This is a genomic window from Streptomyces sp. ITFR-16 (genome assembly GCF_031844705.1).
GTDB lineage: Bacteria > Actinomycetota > Actinomycetes > Streptomycetales > Streptomycetaceae > Streptomyces.
Genome location: NZ_CP134609.1, coordinates 466303 through 485643 on the forward strand (window position 1 = coordinate 466303; position 19341 = coordinate 485643).

Below are 19341 nucleotides of genomic sequence, written 5' to 3' on the forward strand. Positions count from 1 at the left end.
CGTTCACGGCATGCGGGAGGGCGCGGTCAGCGGCCCGTGGCCGTCCTCGGACACAGTGCGCTGCTCACGCGGAGGAGGTCGACATGGCGCCGGGCCACGCGCAGCTCGAAGGACTGGCCGCGACGCGGCAGACGGCCGCCGCGCTCGCCGGGGAGTCGCGTCCGCATGCCGTTCACCTCGCAGTCCTGGGCCGGGCCGGCGGCTCGGAACGCCGCTGATGCCGGTGAAGGCGTTTCACGTTATCCGTTCGTCCGCCGTTGAACAATGCCCGCCCGAACGCCGTGCAAGGTCGCGGCGTCGGCCCGGGAATGACTTCCGGGCCAAGGGGAGTTGCAGGAGGCGGCCGTACGACGACCGGGCCACCGGGCCCGGCGCGCGCACACCGAGGAGCGGACATGACCGTCCAGGACACAGACCGGGTGAGCTTCGTCCAGCAGTGGGAGGAGTGGCACCGCGCCCACGAGGAGGTGCTCGCCGCACCGCACGGATTCCTCGCGATCACGAGCCTGCACTGGCTGAGCCCCGAACCGGCCCGCTTCGACGACGCCCCGGGGGCGTGGTCGAGCACGGCCGACGGGGTGGTGGTCGAGCTGGCGGACGGCGAGGAACTCGTCATCGACGGCACCAAGGCCGTCGGCCGGTACGACTTCGGCGTCCTCGCCGAACGTTCCGGTGTGAACGCCGTCGCCGGCGACGCGGTGATCGAGGTCGCCAGGCGCGGCGGGCATGACATCGTGCGCCCCCGTCACCCCGGCAACGCCCTGCGCACCGCCTTCACCCGCACCCCCGCCTACGCACCCGACCCCCGCTGGGCCCTGACCGGCCGCTTCACCGCCTTCGACGCCCCGCGTCCGGTGACCGTGGGCGCTGCGGTCGAGGGGCTGGAGCACGTCTACGACTCCCCCGGCACGGTCGAGTTCGAGCACGACGGCACGGTGCACCGCCTCACCGCGTTCAACGGCCGGGAGCCCGGCAGTCTGTTCGTGCTGTTCACGGACAAGACCTCGGGCGTGACCACGTACGCGGCGAACCGCTCGCTGCAGATCGCCGCCCCGGACGGGAACGGCCGGGTGGGGCTCGACTTCAACCGGGCGGCCAACCTGCCCTGCGCGTACACGGATCTGGCGACCTGCCCGCTGCCCCCGGCGGAGAACCGGCTGCCGTTCGCGGTCGAGGCCGGCGAGAGGATCCCGCTGGAGCGCGGCGGCCGCCCCTGACGCCGGGATCGCACCCGGCGCCGGATCCCCGTACGACGTCAGATCTTCATACGAGTGAAACGATGCGGCCGGACCTGCGCCGCGAGCACCGTCTCGCCGTGCGGAGCGGACCGCCGGACGGCGGGGGCGGCGGCGCGTCCTCGCCGCCGCCCCCGGGCCGGTCTACCGTGGCCGGGTGACCGCCAACGGCCTGTACCGCCGCTTGCATGTGGACCTGGCACGCACGAGTGCCGCCCTCTGTTGCCGTACGTGACTCCGCCGCGCGCCCCGCTCCGCCGGGCGCGCCCGTTCCGTACACCAAGCAGAGGGAGTTGGGCATGACCACCGTCACCCGTCATGAGATACGCCGCGCCGGACCCCGGTTCGGCGCCGAGGTGTTCGGCGTCGATCTCACCGGCCCGGTCGACGACGCCACCGCGGACGAGCTGCGGCAGGCGTTCCACGACCACAAGGTGCTGGTCTTCCGCGACCAGCACCTGACGCCCGATCAGCATGTCGCGGCGGTGAGGATCTTCGCCGAGCCGTTCGACCACCCCACGGCCGTGAAGGACGAGGCGAACCCGCTGGTCTACCCCTACAACGTCAAGCAGACCGGCAAGGCGAGCACCTGGCACATCGGGGGGCTGTGGCGCAGCCCGGTGTTCGCCATCGAGTCGCTCACGTACGAGGAGGTGCCGGAGCTCGGCGGGCACACCCTGTGGGCGGATCTCCAGACGGCGTACGACGATCTGTCGGAGCCGTTCAAGGTGCTGCTGGAGTCGGTGAGCGCGGTGTACGACGGCGATCCGGTGAACTACGCGCAGGGCACCGCGCGGAGCGCCGTCACGGAGACCGTCGAGCACCCGGTCGTCCTCGCACACCCCGAGACCGGGCGCAAGGGGCTGTTCATCAGCAGCTCGGCGCTCGGGCTCACCGGCGTCACCCCGGCGGAGTCCAAGGCGCTGCTGGACCATCTGCTCCGGCACGCCTCCTCGCCGAACTACACGATCCGGTTCGGCTGGAACCCCGGTGACTTCGTGCTGTGGGACAACCGGGCGACCTGGCACTACGCCGTGGACGACTACGGCGACGGCGCCCGGGTCTACCGCAAGGTGATCGGTGTGGAGCGCCCCCGGGACGCGACCGCGTCCTGACGCCCCGCCAAAGGCCGTGCGCCCGCGTCCGCGCACACGGACGCGGGCGCACGGCCGGACGCGGAGCGGAGCCTCACTCCGGAACCTTCTTCTCATACGGGCGTTCGGGCTGGTACGTTGCGCGTCATCGTCCGTAGCGGGCGATGCCGCCGTGTTCGAGAGGACCGCGCCACCCATGCCGTACCAGCCGACCGCCTCCGGGGACATCACCCCGAGCCGTGTTGCCGGTACGCGCTGCGCGGTGTTCCTCGGTTCCCGTTTCGCGGCCCGCAGGCACATCGATCTGCATCGCGTCTCCAGCGCCATCTGTCAGGCCTGACCTCTCCCACTGCCTGACCACCGGCCCGTGTCACGGCCGTGCCCGTCCGCGTACCCCCCCTTGGGTCCGCGCGGGCCGCCGTCGTACCCGGCCTCCTTCCTCTTGTCCCTGGAGAACCCGCTGATGTCCGACCCACGTCGTCGCGCCCTGCCCTCCCTCGCCGCCGTCACCGTCCTGTCCCTCGCGCTCGGCGCGTGCTCCTCGTCCGGCGCGGACAGCGCGGGCGGTTCGGCCCCGCACTCCGGCGGCCATCTGACCTTCGCCCTGGCCTCCGACCCGATCTGCGTCGACCCGCAGCAGGCGGGCAACAACGACGCGATCTATCCGGCCCGGCAGATCGTGGACTCGCTGACCGACCAGGACCCGAAGACCGGGAAGATCGTGCCCTGGCTGGCCACGTCCTGGAAGGTGAGCGAGGACGCGTCGGTCTTCACCTTCACCCTCCGCAAGGGGGCGACCTTCAGCGACGGCACCCCGGTGAACGCGCGGGCGGTGAAGAGCAACTTCGACGGCATCGTGAAGCTGGGCGCCAAGTCCGTGCTCGGCAGCAGCTATCTGGCGGGGTACAAGAGCACCACCGTCATCGACGACCACACCGCGAAGGTCACCTTCGACTCCCCCAACGCCCAGTTCCTCCAGGCGACTTCGACCTTCACCCTCGGGCTGCTCGCCGAGTCGACGGTGAAGCTGCCGGCGGAGAAGCGGTGCACGGACAACCTGATCGGCTCCGGCCCGTTCACCCTCGACGGCTACACCCCGAACAAGTCCGTCGAGGAGCGCCGCCGCCCCGGCTACAGCTGGGGTTCCTCGCTGTGGAAGCGCAAGGGCCCCGCCTATCTGGACAGGCTGACCTTCAAGGTCATACCCGAGTCCGGGGTACGGACGGGCAGCCTGCAGTCCGGTCAGGTCGACGCCATCGGCGGCGTCGCGCCGCAGGACGAGGCGGGTCTCAAGAGCACCGGTTTCCCGCTGAAGAGCCGGGCCAACCCCGGGCTGCCGTTCGGGCTGACGACGAACGCGGCGCGGCCGATCACCAAGGACCTCAAGGTCCGCCAGGCGATCCAGAAGGCCATCGACCGCCAGGAGGTCGTCGACACGGTCCTCAGCGACAGCTACCGGCCGGCCACCAGCTCACTCGCCAGCACCACCAGCGGCTACAAGGACCTGAGCGACCGGCTCGGCCACGACCCGGCGGGCGCCGGGAAGCTGCTCGACGAGGCGGGCTGGCGCACCGGCCCCGACGGCATCCGGACCAAGGGCGGGAAGAAGCTCGCCCTGAAGATCATCTGGGCGTCCAACTTCGGCCCCAACCAGACCGCGCTGGAGCTGATCCAGCAGCAGCTGAAGAAGACCGGCATCCAGGTCACCCTCCAGTCCTCCACCATCGGCGACTACGTGGCGCTCCGGCAGAAGGGCGACTACGACTTCGCCTGGGGCAACACGACACGGGTGGACCCCGACATCCTGCGCACCGGCTACTCCAGCAAGCTGCTCAACCTCGGCCACCTCTCCGACCACGCGCTGGACTCGGTCCTGGACAAGGAGGCCTCCGCGAGCGACCCGGCGGAGCGGGCCGCCCATGTGGCCGAGGCGCAGCAGATCGTGCTGGACAAGGGCTACCAGATCCCGGTGTTCGAACTCACCACCGTGCTCGGCCTGTCCAAGAAGGTCCACGACCTGGACTTCGAGGCGTCCTCGCGGCTGCAGTTCCACGAGACGTGGCTGTCATGAGGCGCTATCTGGCCGGGCGCCTGCTCCAGGCGGTCTTCGTCCTCTGGGCGGCGTTCACCCTGTCCTTCGCGGTGCTGTACCTGCTGCCCGGGGACCCGGTGTCCATCATGGCGGGAGGTGCCGGAGACACCAATGACGTCAGCCCGGAACAACTGGCCGAGCTGAGAAGGACGTACGGGCTCGACAAGCCGGTCCTCGAGCAGTACGGCACCCAGCTCCGGCACGCCCTGCGGGGCGACTTCGGGATCTCGGTGCAGAGCGGCGACAAGGTCGGCCACATGATCGGCACCGCGCTGCCCGCCACGCTCCAGCTGACCTCCGGGGCCCTGGTGCTGGCACTCGTCCTCGGGGCGGGCACCGCGCTGCTCGCCACGTACACCCGGTGGCGCTGGCTGCGGCAGCTGCTGCTGTCGCTGCCCGCGCTCGGGGTCTCCGCGCCGACGTTCCTGGTCGGTCTGGTGCTCGTGCAGATCGTGTCGTTCCGCTGGGGCCTGGTGCCGGCGTTCGGCAACGAGGGGTTCGGCAGCCTGGTCCTCCCGGTGATCACCCTGTCGCTGCCCACCGGCGCGGTGCTCGCGCAGGTCTTCGCCAAGAGCCTGCGCACCACCCTGGCGGAGCCGTACGTGGAGACCGCCCTCGCCAAGGGGGCGAGCCGGGCCCGGGTGCACTTCAGGCACGCCACCCGCAACGCCGCCATCCCGCCCCTGACGGTGGTGGGTGTGCTGGTCGGCAATCTGCTGGCCGGGTCGGTGGTGGTGGAGACGGTGTTCTCCCGGACCGGGGTGGGGCGCATCACCGCCACGGCGGTGAGCGCCCAGGACATTCCGGTGGTCCAGGGCCTGGTGGTGTTCGGGGCGCTCGTCTTCGTCCTGGCGAATCTGGCCGTGGACCTCCTCTATCCGCTGATCGATCCCCGGATCACGACCTCCGCGGCGGTGGCACGATGACCGAGCTGCTGACCGCGGAGGCGATGACCGGCCGGGCACGGAAGGCGCAGGCGCCGGAACCGGGACCGGCGGTCCGGGAGAGCGCCGGTGCTCGCGCCCGGAACCGGGCCCGGTTCCTCCTCCGCCGCCCGGGTCTTGTCCTGTCGCTCGCGCTGCTGGCGCTGGTGCTCGTATCGGCCTTCTTCCCGGGCGTGTTCACCTCGCAGGACCCGCTGGCCGGCGTCCCCCGCGACAAGCTCCAGGGGCCCGGCGCCGGCCATCTCTTCGGCACCGACCAGCTGGGCCGCGATCTGTTCGCGCGGGTCGTGCACGGATCGGCGCTGTCGCTCCAGGCGACGGTCCTGGCGGTCGCGGTGGGCCTCGTGGTGGGCTCGCTGCTCGGGCTGCTCGCGGGCTATCTGGGCGGCTGGGTCGACGCCTTCCTGATGCGGGTCGCCGACGTCCTGCTGGCCATCCCGAACCTGCTGCTGTCGCTGGCCGTGGTGACCGCCCTGGGGTTCGGCACGGTCAAGGTGGCGATCGCGGTGGGCATCACCAGCGTGGCCAGCTTCGCCCGCATCATGCGCTCCGAGGTGCTGCGGGTGCGCGGCGCGGTGTACGTGGAGGCGGCGCGCTCCTCCGGGGCGCGCTGGTACTCCGTACTGCTGCGCCATGTGCTGCCGAGCTCGGCGGGCCCGGTGCTGGTGTACGCCGCGGTCGACTTCGGCGGGGTCGTGCTCCAGGTGTCCTCGCTCAGCTTCCTGGGGTACGGGGCGACCCCGCCGGCCCCCGAGTGGGGGGCGCTGGTCGCGGGCGGCCGCGACTACCTGGCCACGGCGTGGTGGCTGACCACCCTGCCCGGCCTGACCATCGCGGCCACGGTGCTGGCCGCCAACCGGATCTCGCGCGCGCTCGACGGGGAAAGCAGGACGACACGATGACGGACGGACCACTGCTGGACGTGCGCGGGCTGCGGGTCTCCTACCGCACCCGGACGGGTGCCGTGCCTGCCGTGCGCGGCGTCGACCTGACCGTGCGGACGGGCGAAGTCGTCGCCGTGGTCGGCGAGTCGGGCTCCGGCAAGAGCACCACCGCGCATGCGCTCATCGGGCTGCTGCCGGAGGGCGGGGCACTGGAGGAGGGGCAGATCCTCTTCGACGGCGTGGACCTGGCCGGGGTGAAGGAGAAGGAGCTGCGGGCCCGGCGCGGCCGGGACATCGGGCTGATCCCGCAGGACCCGATGGTGTCGCTGAACCCGGTCCGGCGCATCGGACCGCAGGTGGCGGAGGTGCTCCTGATCCACGGTCTCGCGGACCGGGAGTCCGCGGCGGAGCGGGTGGTCGAGATCCTGGGGCAGGCCGGACTGCCCGATCCCGGGGTGCGCGCCCGGCAGTATCCGCACGAGCTGTCGGGCGGCATGCGGCAACGCGTGCTGATCGCCATCGCGGTGGCCGCCCGGCCCCGGCTGGTGATCGCCGACGAGCCGACGAGCGCGCTGGACGTCACCGTGCAGCGGCAGATCCTGGACCACATCGAGACCCTGACCAAGGAGTCGGGCACGGCGGTTCTGCTGATCACCCATGACCTGGGTGTCGCGGCGGACCGGGCACAGCGCATCGTGGTGATGTCCGGCGGCGCGGTGGTCGAGACCGGCCCCACCGAGCAGGTGCTGAGCGCCCCGCAGCACGCCTACACCCGGCAGTTGCTGGCCTCGGCCCCGAGCCTGGCGGGCAGCCGCCTGGTCGTGGAGCGCCGGGGGACGGCCGGCCGGGACAAGCGGGTCCCGGAGGCCTCCCCCAGCCCGGCTCCGTCCCCGGATCTCGTGATCGTCGAGGACCTGGTGAAGGACTTCCCGCTGCCTCACCGGGAGGGCGGCGCGCGGACGCTGCGGGCGGTCGACCGGGTCGGCTTCACCGTGCGCAGGGGCGAGACGTTCGCCCTGGTGGGCGAGTCGGGGTCCGGCAAGTCGACCACTGCGCGGATGGTGGTGCGGCTGACGGACCCCTCGTCCGGGCGGGTCGTGTTCGACGGGCAGGACATCACGGAGCTGCGGGGCGGTGCGCTGCGGCGGCTTCGGCAGCGGATGCAGATCGTCTACCAGAGCCCGTATGCCTCCCTGGATCCCCGGCTGTCCGTCGCGGACGTGATCACCGAGCCCCTGCGGGCCTTCGGGGTGGGCAGCCGCAAGGACCGGGTGCGGCGCGCGGGCGATCTGCTGGAGCGGGTGCTGCTCCCCGCCTCCCTGCTGCGGCGCAGGCCCACCGAGCTCTCCGGCGGCCAGCGGCAGCGGGTGGCGATCGCCCGGGCGCTCGCACTGGAACCCGATCTGGTCGTGTGCGACGAGCCGGTGTCGGCGCTGGACGTCTCCGCGCAGGCACAGATCCTCGAACTGCTGGTGGAACTCCAGCGTGAGCTGGGTCTGAGCTACCTCTTCATCTCCCACGACCTGGCCGTGGTGCGCCAGATCGCGGACCGGGTGGGGGTGATGCGGCGCGGCCGCCTGGTCGAGACCGGTGCGACGGACGACATCTTCGCGGCCCCGTCCGATCCGTACACCGAGGAGCTGCTCGCCGCGATTCCCGGCAACCGACGGACGGGCGCGTTGATCTGACGTTCCGTCACTTCCCGCAGCGGGTCATGTGGTGTAGTCCGCGTTGACCCGGACGTAGCCGGCGGACAGATCGCAGCCGTAGACGGTGGCCTCGGCCTCTCCCAGGCCGAGGGTGATGACGATGTCGACCTCGCTCCGGCGCATCAGGGCGGTCAGCCGGTCGAGGGTGTCGGCCTCGGGCTCCTCGGGGTACACCTCGATGTCGCCGAAGGCCACGGTGACCTTGCCGGGCTCGATGCCGGTCTCGTCGGTGTTCTTGCCGATGGCCATCAGGACCCGGCCCCAGTTGGGGTCGGCGCCGTGGACGGCGGTCTTGACCAGCGGGGAGTTGACGACGCTCTTGGCGATGCGCTTGGCCTGGCCGGGGTCGCCGGCCCCGCCGACGGTGACGCGCAGGAGCTTCGTGGCTCCTTCGCCGTCGCCGGCCAGCTGGGTGGTGAGGTCGAGACACAGGTCGGCGAGGGCCTCGGCGAACGCGGCCGGATCGACGGGGCCCGCCGCACCGTTGGCGATGACCGAGACGGTGTCGGAGGTCGAGGTGTCGGTGTCGACGCTCAGACAGTTGAAGGTACGGTTCACCGCCCCGCGCAACGCGCCGTCCAGCTCGCCCGCCGGCACCTCGGCGTCCGTGAACACGTACGCCAGCATGGTGGCCATGTTGGGCTCCAGCATGCCGACGCCCTTGGCGATGCCGACGATGCGGGCCTGCCCGACGGTGCGCACGGCGGTCTTGGGCCGGGTGTCGGTGGTCATCATCGCGCGGGCCACGTCGAGCGGTCCGGCCCCGAACGCCGCGTCGCCGCGCCCGGCGGTCTCGTCGAAGTGGGCGAGGATGGTGCTCATCGGCAGGGGGCGTCCGATGACACCGGTGGAGCCGATGAGCACCTGGTCCGCCGGGATGCCGGCGATCCCGGCGACGCGGCGGACGACCTCGGCGGCGTTCTCCTCGCCCCGGCGCCCGGTGGCGACGTTGGCGTTCTGCGCGAGGGTCGTCACGGCGCGGAGGTTCCGGCCCTCGGCGTGCCGGCGGCTGAGGACGACGGCCGGTCCCGCGAAGAGGCTCTGTGTGAACATCGCGGCGCTGGTGGCCGGCCGGTCCGACACGACGACCGAGATGTCGTCGCCGTGCTCGCGCAGTCCGCCGTGCCCGGTGTGTGCCCGGAATCCGACCGGCCACACGAGCGGGCCGGCAGCCTCTGTCAATGCATGATCATGCGTCATGCAACATATATTTACATGATGAGCGGGCGCTGTCCATCGTGTTCCACGACCGTGCGCACAGGCCCTAGTTGGGCTGGCCGATCGGACGGACGACCAGGGTGTTCACGTCCACCCCGCGCGGCTGGGTGATCGCCCAGACGACGGTGTCGACCAGTTGCCCGGCGGAGATCATCGCGCCCGCCGCCTCGGCCCCGCCGGGGCGCTCGTCCCAGAACGGCGTCAGCACCCGGCCCGGCGCGATCAGGGTGGTACCGACGCCGTACCCCGTCGCCAGCATGCGGACGTTCTCCGCCAGCCCGGTCACGGCGAACTTCGTCATCGAGTAGAGGTTGCCGGGCGTGTTCTTGAAGCCGGCGACGCTCCCGATGAGCACGACCCGCCCCTGCGACTCCTTCAGCGCCGGAAGCGCCGCCCGCACCAGCAGCGCGGGACCCAGGACATTGGTGAGCACCATGCCCCGCCACTCCTCCGGGTCACCGGTCTCGACATCGCCGTTGGTCGCGTACCCGGCGTTGGCGATGGCGCAGTCCAGCCGGCCGAACACCCGCACGGTCTCCCCGACGGCCGCCGACACCTGCCCCCAGTCGGCGGCATCCCCCTCGAACGTCAGCAGCCGGTCGCCCGCGCCCGCCTCCGCCGCCGCCCCGGCCAGTACCGCCAGCTTCTTCGCGCTGCGCCCGGTAGCCGCGACCCGATGGCCGAGGCCCAGCAGCCGCCGTACGGTCTCCGCCCCGATGCCGCTCGACCCGCCGGTGATGAAGGTGACCGGTGCTTCACTGCTCCCGATGGACATGTTCTCCCCGAATGCCGTGCGGCGCGCGCGGAGTTGCGGCGCCGTCACCACCCGACGCTAGACGACGTCGTAGAACAGATGGGTCGCGGTCGACGTCGGGATCACCTTCCGCTGCACCAGGGTGCGCGGCACCGCACCGGTGAACAACGGTGTGCCCGCGCCCAGCACCACGGGCGACAGATGCAGTACGAGGGCGTCGACCAGCCCGGCATCGAGGGCCGAGCGGACGGTGACGCCGCCGCCCATCAGGACGACGTCGAGATCCTTGCCCCTCTCGGACGACGCCGCCCGAGCGCGCTCCCGCGCGAGGGCGACGGCGTCCGGCAGACCGGTGGTGACGAACCTCCAGTCGAGGTCGGCGCGCCGCACCCGCTCCGGCACCGCACTCGTGACGACGACGAACGAGGGCGTACCGACCTCGGCCGCGCCGTAGCCGACCTCGTCGTTCCAGCCGTCCGGCCCGTCGACCACGTCGAAGAGCCGGCGCCCGAGGACGACCGCGCCCGAACGGGCGGTCCCCTCGCTCAGCATGCGACGGTCCTCGGGGTCGTCGGAGAAAGCCCAGGTGTGCAGGGCGTCGCCGCCGGCCCCGAGACCGCCTTCCGGCCCGGGGTCGGGGCCGGTGACGAAACCGTCGAGGGAGACCGAGATATCCGCGATGATACGAGTCATGCCCTTACCGACTCGGCCCGTCGCCGGAACTCATCGCTCCCCGTCATCCGCGTGACCGGACACGACGCGAGCGGACACCGAGCGCGACCTTCAGCAGGACACCGAGCGCCGCCACCGAGGCGCCGCCAGGGAGCATCGTGGGCCACGGTCCCGTCCCCCTTGTCACCGGCACCGTCCGCTCAGGCGTCTCCGGGCGCTCCGCGCACGATGATCTTCCGCCCGGTGACGCGGCGCGGCGCGAGCACCATCACCTGCTCGCGCCCCTCCCCCGCCCACGGTGTCGAATATGCGGCGTCCCTGAGGCGTTGAGCGGTCTCCTCGTCCTCGACGGCCCGGACCGGACCGACGAGGAGCACGCTCCAGCCCCGGCTGAAGGCGTCGTCGATGTGATCGGCCTCGAACGCGATCTCCGTGCCCTCGGCCGAGGCGAGCGGGGAGTGCGCGGCCGTGCTGAACATGACCTCACCGTCCAGCACCTGGTAGTTCAGCGGCAGCACGACCGGCCCGTCCCCGCTGGCCAGCGCCACCCGGCCCACGCCGTGGTCCCCGAGCAGCTCCCAGGACTCCGCCTCGTCGAGCTCCGCGAGCCGCGCCTGCTGGGCCGCCCGCGCGCGTCCGCTCGGCAGATCGCCGGTCGCGCCCGTCAGCTCCTCGACGGTGGTGTCCAGGGCGTTGGCCAGCCGGAGCATGAAGCTGATCCCCGGGGCGGCGGAGTGCTCCTCCACGTACGCGATGTAGCCGGGTGCGGCGGCGGCGCGCAGGGCCACTTCCTCCCGGGACAGACCGAGCTGCTTGCGACGCGTGGCCGCACGCCGGCCGATGTCGCCTCTCGCCGGATGCGATGGTGCGGGCATCTCGGGCTCCCTGTTCCTCGCGGTCGTCGTTGCACGCCAACGCTAGCGAGAGTCGGCCCCACCCGCAGTGCGAGCGGGCGCCGCTACCGCTGCTCCGCCAGCCAGTCGTACCAGCGGTCCAGGCCCTCGCCGGTGGTCGCGGAGAGCGTCAGCACGCGCACGTCCGGGTTGACCGAGCGCGCGTACCGGGTGCACTGCTCGACGTCGAAATCGACATGGGGCAGCAGGTCCGCCTTGTTGATCAGGACCAGGTCGGCGGCGGCGAACATGTACGGGTACTTCAGCGGCTTGTCCGTGCCCTCGGTCACCGAGATGATCACGACCTTGGTGCGCTCCCCCAGGTCGAACAGGGCCGGGCACACCAGATTCCCCACGTTCTCCACCATGAGCAGCGAGCCCTCGGCCGGGGACAGTTCCGTGAGCGCGTCCCGCATCATCTCCGCGTCGAGGTGGCAGCCCGCTCCGGTGTTCACCTGCACCACGGCGCAGCCCGTACGCCTGATCCGGTCGGCGTCGAGCAGGGTCTCCTGGTCGCCCTCGATGAGCGACCAGGAGTACGGAACCCTGCGCGCCTCCGCCGCCCTCTGGGCCGGGGTCTGCATGCTGATCACCGACCGGCGCGGCCGGGTGCTCGTCCAGCACGTCGACTACCGCCCCACCTGCCTGCTAACTGGAGTACGGGCGGGTTCCCTGAGGGGCTGATCGGCGCGTCGTTCCATTTCAGCTGGCAGGAGGCTCGATGGGCTCCTACATCTGCCTCTCAGGATATTGGGCCGTTCTCCTGAATTTCAGGAATTTCTGCTGTAATTTCAACGTTCGTGGCAGATCCCGGGACTCGCATGCTCTCCCTCGTACCGCCTCCCAGCGAACCGTCGCCCGCAGAGGCGGAGTTGCTGGGAGGCGAGCCGGGGCTGAACGACGTGCTGTTGCTGCAGCGCCAGTACGCAGGCGGGGCGGACGAGGAAGACGAGCAGCTGTTCTCTATGGACGCGCTGGTCGAGTACCAGTGGGCGCGAGATGTGGCGGGCCTGGCGTCCTCCACTCTGGACGGTCTGACGAAGCCAGTAATCGAGGTGTGCGACCACTACGGTGTCGTGCCGTGGCGGCTAACCCCCCGCCACGTCGACGGGTACTTCGCCGGAGTCGGCAAACGCCAGGCACCGGCGGTGCGATCGAAGCTGAACAGGATCGACCACTTCTTCGCATTCCTGGAGCAACGCTACGCGCACGAGATCTTCCAGCGGTTCGGGGCGGCGGTCGAGTCGCCGATTGATCCATTCAACCGGCACGCACACCGCGGTGACTTCGGCCTTCGGGTGCCGCCGTCGGCCCGGGCGGTCAACGAGTTCTTCGCCGGTCGGCGGCGGGAGCTGGCGCACGCCCGCAAGGAGGCGGTGGTGTGCAGGGACTACGTGATGGCGAAGTTGATCTACATCTCTGGGGTGCGGGCTTCGGAGCTGTGCCAGATGCGCATGAAGGACCTCCACTGGGAGGCCGGCGACTTCAGGCGGTTTCTCGTCCAGGGCAAGGGCGCCCGAGGGTCGGGGCCGCGACAGCGAGAGGCGTTTCCGTTCGCCTAGGGACGTGAGTTGCTGTGGTGGTACGTGGAGGAAGGCCGCGGGTTGTTCTCAGACGACCCAGAGCACCCTGAGTCGCCGGTGTGGCCCTCTGAGCTCCTGGCGCGAGATCTTGGCGGCATGCCAAACCCTGTCGGCCCGGCGGTGACAACGTCGACGCTGCGGAAGGCGCTGGCGAGAGCCTCGGAGGCGCACCTGGCAGGCCCGGTCGAGCGGATCTTTCCTCATCTGCTTCGGCATGTTGTTCGCGCTTAGTTTCCGTGTGGCGATTAGGTTCAACTGGGCTGGTGGCCTGGGAGTTTGTGCATTGCGCTGAGCTGTGTGGTGTTTCTACTGTCGGCGCTCATGATCCTGAGTTTCTTCTCGTCCCGGGGCTGGGAGTCCTGGGACATCGAGCATCGGCCGTTGATCCCCGAGGGGATGCCCGTGCTCATCGACGACGACCTGCGCTTCGAGGACGGACCGGCTGCGCTGCGCCCGACGGCGGTGGTGAACCGGTGGCTGCGTGAACTCCCGGTCAGCGGGGCGCCCGCGCCGAGTTCATGGGAGAACTACGCGCGAGTCCTCAAGGAGTGGTTAGAGTTCCTGGCCGTACACGGGGTGGGACTGTTCGACTCGCGGGAGCGGTTGAAGGCCGGGCTGAGCCGGTACGCCGAGCATCGGGCGGCGGGGCCGTTGAAGGCCCGGTTCGCGGCGACGACGTGGGGCCAGCACATGAGCATCCTGTCGTTGTTCTACCGGTGGGCGATGCATGAGGAGTACGCGGCGGCCGAGCCGTTCACCTACCGGGCCGCGCGGGCCCTGTTCGCCGGGACCGGCCGGGAGGTGAAGGTGAATCTGGCGGTTCGCCGCACGCCGAAGCCGCACGTGACGATCAAGTACCTGGAGCCGGACTTCACCGAGCTGTTCCGCAAGGGCCTGCGTGGGCTGGCCCCGGACGGCTCGCAGGACACAGGTTTCCACGGGCGGGAGCTGACCCGCAACGGGGCGGTCGGGGATCACGCGCTGGCCACCGGGATGCGACTGCAGGAGTTCACCTATCTGCTGCCCTGGGAGATCCCCGCCCTGCCGCCGGAGGTGACCGCGGTTCCGATCCCGTTCCCGGTGCCGGCCGGGATCACCAAGGGCAAGAAGTTCCGCACTACGTGGACCTCTTACGAGGCCCTGGCCGGGCTGCACGATTATGTCGAGTTGGACCGGGCCGCCACGACGGACGGCTCGCTCTGGCGGCCGCCACGGCGGTGGGGCGAACCGCTGATGGTGACCGAGCCGGACGCCCGGGGCGGGCTGATCAACGGGATCCGGCGGCCCTGGGAATCGCTGACTCCGGCCGAGCGGCGTCGTCTGGTCGCTCCGGAGGGCGGTTCGTGCCTGCTGGCGGTGAAGAACGGCGGCGGCCCGTTCACCGCCTGGGGCACGGTCTTCGAGCGGACATCCGACCGGATCCGGGCTCGCTTCGAACCGCGGTTCCCGCACGTCTGGCCCCACCGATGCCGCCACACCTTCTCCATGAGGACCCTGGAATACCTGGTCACAGGGCATTACCAGCAGGCCGCGAAGCTCGTGCGGGACACCGATGCCGACGCCGCTCTGGTCTTCTACCTGAGTAAGGCCGACCCACTGCTGGTACTTCGTGATCTTCTAGGACATTCCACCGTCCTCACCACGGAAAAATACCTCCGGCGCTTGGACACGACGCGCATCTTCCGGGAGGCATACGAGGGGGCCGGCGCCGCGGCCGGGCTGACCGACGACGCGGGCGCCGATCGGGAAGCCGCCGCCGAGTTCGACGACGACATCGAAGGCGGGGCTCTCTGATGCCGACCATGCTGATCGACCAACCCCTGGGAATCACCTGCGTGTTCAGCGATGGAAGCCGTGCGGCGTTCTCGCTGGACGGTCTGCCGAACCCGCTGCTGGCCCGGCAGTTGGCCACCGGCCTGGTGGATGTGATCCACCCGCACGGAACTGCGGATTCCGCGGGCACGGTCAACCATTACGTCCAGGCGATCCGGGGCATGGTGCGGACCCTGGCTGCGCAGGGCTTCACCGGTGGCCTTGACCAGCTCAGACGGGGCAGGCTGGCCGAGTATCTGATGGGATGCTCGGGCGGCCGGGAGGCGTGCACCCGCGCGATGGTCGAGGCGTTCGGTCAGGCCGGCGGCTCGCTGGCGGACGGCGTGCTGGAGCTCGCGGCCGGACGGAACTTCAACGTTCAGTCCAACCACCACGCCCTGCCTCCCTACTCGGAGACCGAGTGGCAGCGGCTGGGCGGCCTCTGCCGACGGCTCGTCGAGGAGTCGTACGCGGCCCACCGGCAGGCCCTGACCGCTGTCGCTCACGGACAGCATCCCGCCGAGGGCGGATGGGCTCCCCAGAATCTTCGCTGGCTGCTGGCCACCGTCGGGCCGGTGAGCATCTCCGAGTTCGGCCGCAACGTCGGCATCTCGGCCGCTTTGGTCCACCGCCGCGGCGGCTTCCACGACGCGACGCAGGCCCTGTTCCCGCACCTGGAAGTACTCATCGCCTACCGGCTGTTGTTCGGCATCTACTCCGGGATCGTGCCGGACGGCATCGAGGACCTGGTCACACAGGACGTCGACTGGGCCGGGGACTCCACGATCCTGCTCTCCTACGTCAAGGGCCGCACCGCGGCCGAGAGCCTGAATCTGCCACGCAGGGCCGTGCGTCTGCTGGAGCAGTGGCTGGCCCACTCCACGCTGCTGCGGAGCTTCGTTCCGCCGGACGAGGGCCGCAAACTGTGGTTGGGCCTGAGCCGGGCCGGCGGTGACCGTCGGGTGAGGAAGTTCGACCGCGTCGCCATCCAGCGGTGGGTCCAGCGCCACCAGCTGGTTGGGGACGACGGACAGCCCTTGAAGATCCACCGGTCCCGGATCCGCACCACGCACGAGGCGATGCGGGACAAGAGCACGTGGAACGGCAGCGGCCGGGCCACCATCGACCCCAACCACACGCCCGCCGTCGAAGGCGACCACTATCTGACGGCCGCAACCCCGGCCCAGCAACGTGCGGTCGAGGCTGTGATCGAAGACGCCCAGCATGACCTGCTGCGAAGGTCGCATCCGCCGACGGTGATCACCGAGGAAGAGGCCGCCGCCCTGGCCGAGGGCTATCCGCAGCTGCTCGCGGACCTTGCCCTCGAGAATGAGGTGATCGCCGAACTCATCGGCGGCCAGCGGGATGTGTTCACCGCCGCCTGCGGCGATCAGCTGTCCGGACTACACGGCCCGAAGGGTAAACCCTGTCCGGCCCGCCCCTGGGTCTGCCTGTTGTGTCCCCTGGCGGTGTTCGCACCACGGCATGCGGTCAACCTGCTGCGGCTGAAGGCGTTCTTCTCCCGGCAGTGGCAGCAGATGCCCGCCGCTCACTTCATGGCGGTCTTCGGCCCCTATGCCGCCCGCATCCAGCAGGTCCTGGACCGCTTCGATCCGGCCGTGGTCACCTCGGCCGCAGCCCATGTCACCGACCGGGACGACGAACTTCCCCTGCGGCCCGAGGAGATGACCGCATGAGCACGGCTTTCGATCCGGCCTTCGACGGACGCTCCGCCGTCTTTGCGGGCGCCGATGTCTGCGATGAAGCCGGGCTGGCCCTTCCGGACAACGCCGCTCGCCCCACGTTCGAGGACGACATCTGGGACTTCACCCACGTCATCGGGCTGCCGACCCAGTTGAGCCCCTCGGTGAGGCGCTTCGACTTCACCCTGATCACGGACTCGCGTTGGCGACTGGTGGCCAAGGAACTGGTCCTGGCGATGCTCGCACCACGCCACCAGACGGTCGCCCCGTTGCCCCGCGCCTTCCGCAACCCGCTCCACGTCACCAGTTGCCGCGGTCGTCTCGACGAACTCGTCCGCTTCTTCAACTGGCTGGGCGAACGGGCGACCAGCAGCCTGCAGCAGGTCACCACCCGGGACTGTGAGGCATACCTGGCTCACCGCCGCTACGTGCTCGACGACGACGGAGCCGTGATCGGCGAGAACAGCCACGCGACCAGGAGATCCGCCGCCCAGGTCGTCGTCGACCTGGTGAACTACCGCGACCTGTTCACCGCCGACCGCGTCCCCGCCGGGCTGCGGCCCTGGGGCGGCGCCACCGCCTCCGCCGTCGCCGAGATGCCCAGCGGCCGAGACGAGAACAAGACCCAACCGGTCGCGGACGAGATCATGCAGCCGATGCTCGCGGCCGCCCTCTATCTGATGTCCACACTAGGTCCGCACGCCGTCGACCTGGCACACAAGATCCGCGAATCCGACCGCCACTCGGCCCGACGAGCACAAGGACTCCGGCGGGTCGGGCCCAAGAACCGCGTCCCGGTCCTGGAGCTCAGCGAAATCCTCGCCGAGTACACGCGAACGTGCACAGCCCTGCCCATGCTGGAGGACCATTACGTCGCGAAGCGCCTCGATAAGGGCTGGGCTGAGGACGACCCCCTTCTCCTGGTGGCCATGGGCACCCTCGGCCGCCGGGCCGGGCTGAGCCAGTTCTGCAATCCGTGGCTGCCCACCATGAGGCCGGCGCTGGAAGCCACCCTCGCGCAGGTCGGCGTCGAGAGACCATTCGGCCGTGATGTCGACATGGTCCCCGCGGCCGACGGAACATCGTCACTACCCTGGACCCTGCCGGTGTCCCGGCTCCAGGCCGTCGCCCTGGTCGGTATCGTCCGCACCGCCGCGATCATCACCGCTGCCGCTATCTCAGGCATGCGTGCGAGTGAGCTGATGGAATTGCGCATCGGCTGCCGACGACCGCCCGACGAGGCCGTCCCGGGCCTGACCCGCTACCGGATCGCCAGCAAGATCGTCAAAGGGCAGCCGCTGGGCGGCACCGACGACGAGTGGGTCGTTATCGAGCCGGTCTATCGAGCGATCGAACTCCTCGAGCAACTGCACGACGCCCCGGCAGAAGGGGCTTTGCTGATCGGCAGGTTCTCCTTCAACGTCCGCTTCAAGTGGTTCAAGAACTGGGCCAACTCCGAGGCCGGGAGGCGCCTTGGCCTGGCGCCAATCCCCGGGGGACCAGTCAACTTGCGGATGCTGCGGCGCACTTTGTCCCTCGAAATGGCCTACCGGCCCGGCGGCGTCCTGGCCACCAAGATCCACATGAAACATATCGCCGTGGCCACAACGGAAGGCTACGCCTCGCGCCCCGGCGGGGCCCAGGCCGAGCTGTTGGCCGAGGTCAACAAGCACGAGAGCGAGCGCAATCTCCAGCTGGTACTGGAGGAGTTCCGAAACTACCAGGAAGGCGTTCTGCCCGCCGGTCCCGGCGCCCGCAGCCTCACCGAGTTCTTCGCCGGCATCGACGCCCAACTCGACACCGCCTCGGCCACGGCCCCGAAAACCCAGCGCAACGACCGCGACGTCCTCAACCTCCTGACCAAACGCGCCAACGTCCTGCACCTCGGACCGGCGAACTACTGCTGGTTCACCGATCCTTCCCGGGCGCTCTGTCTCAAACTCGCCGGCACCCCCGCCGCGGACCGTCCGCTGATCGGGATGTGTGACTCCGCCCGCTGTCCGCAGGCCACCCACCATCCCGGCCACCGCCCCGTCTGGGCCGAGCACGCCGACAGAACAAAGATCTTCATCGGCGAACTCGGCACCACCCGCAAGACCGAACGCACCCGACTCCAGGCCGACTACGACCGAGCCCTCCGGGTCGTCGCCGAGATCGACGCCGCCAGCGCCACCATGGACGAGGAGTCCGCATGAGAATCTCCGCAGCCCAGCGCACGGAGAACGAGAACCGCATCCGGGCCGCCATGGACCGGCTCCTGCGCGGCGAGATCCCGCCCGGCGGAAAATGCGATATCAAGACCCTCGCCCGCGAAGCGGGCGTCGACCGCACCGCTTTCTACGGCACCCGCCCCTACGCTCACCTCCGCACCGAGTTCGAACGGCGCCTCCAGGCACTCCAAGACGCTGGCGAGATCTCCGACCCCCGCGAGGCCCAGATCGCCCGGCTCAAGGCAGAGAACTCAAAGCTCAAAGAACGGCTGGCCCAGTCGGAACAGGCGATCGGCGAGCTCGCGGACTTCCGCACCCAGGCCCTGGCCCGGCTCGCCGCCCAGCATGACGAAATCGCTCACCTGCGAGAGTCCGCGGCCGGGACAAGCCGGGTGAGTCGCCTTCCCGCTCCGCGAACCACGGTGATCGGAACCTGCAGTTGAAGGGGGGACGACACTGGTGGGCGTCGTCAGCAGGCTGGCCGATGGCCCCCGCGACTCTCGCAAGCAGTCACTCCCGAACTACGCGTCAGGCGAAA

Annotated in this window: 20 protein-coding genes; 14 read left to right on the forward strand and 6 right to left on the reverse strand. The window is 70.3% G+C overall.

Annotated elements, in window-relative coordinates:
* Positions 1-26: 26 nt before the first annotated feature.
* Positions 27-98 (reverse strand): putative leader peptide, encoded by a 72-nt coding sequence (locus RLT58_RS36060; RefSeq protein ID WP_399131810.1) that lies wholly within the window; start codon positions 96-98, stop codon positions 27-29.
* Here RLT58_RS36060 and RLT58_RS02125 point away from each other — a divergent pair.
* The 9 genes from RLT58_RS02125 to RLT58_RS02160 all read left to right on the forward strand — a co-directional run bounded on the left by RLT58_RS02125 (position 84) and on the right by RLT58_RS02160 (position 7937).
* A complete protein-coding gene (locus RLT58_RS02125) occupies positions 84-218 on the forward strand; it encodes a hypothetical protein (protein ID WP_311308633.1) in 135 nt (44 codons plus the stop codon). The two genes, RLT58_RS36060 and RLT58_RS02125, sit on opposite strands and share 15 nt — an antisense overlap.
* A 177-nt stretch (positions 219-395) precedes the next feature.
* Positions 396-1217 (forward strand): DUF1684 domain-containing protein, encoded by an 822-nt coding sequence (locus RLT58_RS02130; protein WP_311308634.1) that lies wholly within the window; start codon positions 396-398, stop codon positions 1215-1217.
* Between the two features lie 175 nt (positions 1218-1392).
* Positions 1393-1470 (forward strand): putative leader peptide, encoded by a 78-nt coding sequence (locus RLT58_RS36065; protein WP_399131812.1) that lies wholly within the window; start codon positions 1393-1395, stop codon positions 1468-1470.
* A 64-nt stretch (positions 1471-1534) separates the two neighbouring features.
* A complete protein-coding gene (locus RLT58_RS02135; RefSeq protein WP_311308635.1) occupies positions 1535-2350 on the forward strand; it encodes a TauD/TfdA dioxygenase family protein in 816 nt (271 codons plus the stop codon).
* Between the two features lie 175 nt (positions 2351-2525).
* Positions 2526-2669 (forward strand): putative leader peptide, encoded by a 144-nt coding sequence (locus tag RLT58_RS02140; protein ID WP_311308636.1) that lies wholly within the window; start codon positions 2526-2528, stop codon positions 2667-2669.
* A gap of 123 nt (positions 2670-2792) precedes the next feature.
* Entirely contained in the window at positions 2793-4400 is a 1608-nt protein-coding gene (locus tag RLT58_RS02145) for an ABC transporter substrate-binding protein (RefSeq protein ID WP_311308637.1), read from the forward strand.
* Positions 4397-5347, forward strand: a complete 951-nt coding sequence (locus RLT58_RS02150) for an ABC transporter permease (protein WP_311314394.1) — start codon at positions 4397-4399, stop codon at positions 5345-5347. Before RLT58_RS02145 ends, RLT58_RS02150 begins: the two co-directional genes overlap by 4 nt.
* Entirely contained in the window at positions 5344-6267 is a 924-nt protein-coding gene (locus RLT58_RS02155) for an ABC transporter permease (protein ID WP_311308638.1), read from the forward strand. Before RLT58_RS02150 ends, RLT58_RS02155 begins: the two co-directional genes overlap by 4 nt.
* Positions 6264-7937, forward strand: coding sequence for an ABC transporter ATP-binding protein (locus RLT58_RS02160; RefSeq protein WP_311308639.1), 1674 nt, complete (start codon positions 6264-6266; stop codon positions 7935-7937). Before RLT58_RS02155 ends, RLT58_RS02160 begins: the two co-directional genes overlap by 4 nt.
* A gap of 24 nt (positions 7938-7961) precedes the next feature.
* Here the strand turns inward: RLT58_RS02160 and argJ are convergent, their stop codons facing one another.
* The 5 genes from argJ to hypB all read right to left on the reverse strand — a co-directional run bounded on the left by argJ (position 7962) and on the right by hypB (position 12079).
* Entirely contained in the window at positions 7962-9158 is a 1197-nt protein-coding gene (gene argJ, locus RLT58_RS02165) for a bifunctional glutamate N-acetyltransferase/amino-acid acetyltransferase ArgJ (RefSeq protein WP_311308640.1), read from the reverse strand.
* 64 nt (positions 9159-9222) lie between these two features.
* The gene (locus RLT58_RS02170) at positions 9223-9951 is read right to left on the reverse strand and encodes an SDR family oxidoreductase (RefSeq protein ID WP_311308641.1); all 729 of its coding nucleotides are present in this window, start codon (positions 9949-9951) and stop codon (positions 9223-9225) included.
* A 57-nt stretch (positions 9952-10008) separates the two neighbouring features.
* Entirely contained in the window at positions 10009-10623 is a 615-nt protein-coding gene (locus tag RLT58_RS02175) for a dihydrofolate reductase family protein (protein WP_311308642.1), read from the reverse strand.
* A gap of 179 nt (positions 10624-10802) precedes the next feature.
* Positions 10803-11477 (reverse strand): helix-turn-helix domain-containing protein, encoded by a 675-nt coding sequence (locus tag RLT58_RS02180; protein ID WP_311308643.1) that lies wholly within the window; start codon positions 11475-11477, stop codon positions 10803-10805.
* Positions 11478-11560: 83 nt separating this feature from the next.
* Positions 11561-12079 (reverse strand): hydrogenase nickel incorporation protein HypB, encoded by a 519-nt coding sequence (gene hypB / locus RLT58_RS02185; protein ID WP_311308644.1) that lies wholly within the window; start codon positions 12077-12079, stop codon positions 11561-11563.
* Between the two features lie 237 nt (positions 12080-12316).
* Between hypB and RLT58_RS02190 the strand changes: the two genes are divergently transcribed.
* The 5 genes from RLT58_RS02190 to RLT58_RS02210 all read left to right on the forward strand — a co-directional run bounded on the left by RLT58_RS02190 (position 12317) and on the right by RLT58_RS02210 (position 19246).
* Entirely contained in the window at positions 12317-13057 is a 741-nt protein-coding gene (locus RLT58_RS02190) for a tyrosine-type recombinase/integrase (RefSeq protein WP_311308645.1), read from the forward strand.
* Between the two features lie 342 nt (positions 13058-13399).
* A complete protein-coding gene (locus RLT58_RS02195) occupies positions 13400-14872 on the forward strand; it encodes a site-specific integrase (RefSeq protein ID WP_311308646.1) in 1473 nt (490 codons plus the stop codon).
* Between the two features lie 8 nt (positions 14873-14880).
* Positions 14881-16587 carry a hypothetical protein gene (locus RLT58_RS02200; RefSeq protein WP_311308647.1) on the forward strand — a complete coding sequence of 569 codons (1707 nt, stop codon included), beginning with the start codon at positions 14881-14883 and terminating at the stop codon, positions 16585-16587.
* Positions 16584-18788 carry a site-specific integrase gene (locus tag RLT58_RS02205; RefSeq protein WP_311307061.1) on the forward strand — a complete coding sequence of 735 codons (2205 nt, stop codon included), beginning with the start codon at positions 16584-16586 and terminating at the stop codon, positions 18786-18788. Before RLT58_RS02200 ends, RLT58_RS02205 begins: the two co-directional genes overlap by 4 nt.
* Positions 18785-19246 (forward strand): hypothetical protein, encoded by a 462-nt coding sequence (locus tag RLT58_RS02210; protein WP_311307060.1) that lies wholly within the window; start codon positions 18785-18787, stop codon positions 19244-19246. Before RLT58_RS02205 ends, RLT58_RS02210 begins: the two co-directional genes overlap by 4 nt.
* The last annotated feature ends 95 nt before the right edge of the window (positions 19247-19341 follow it).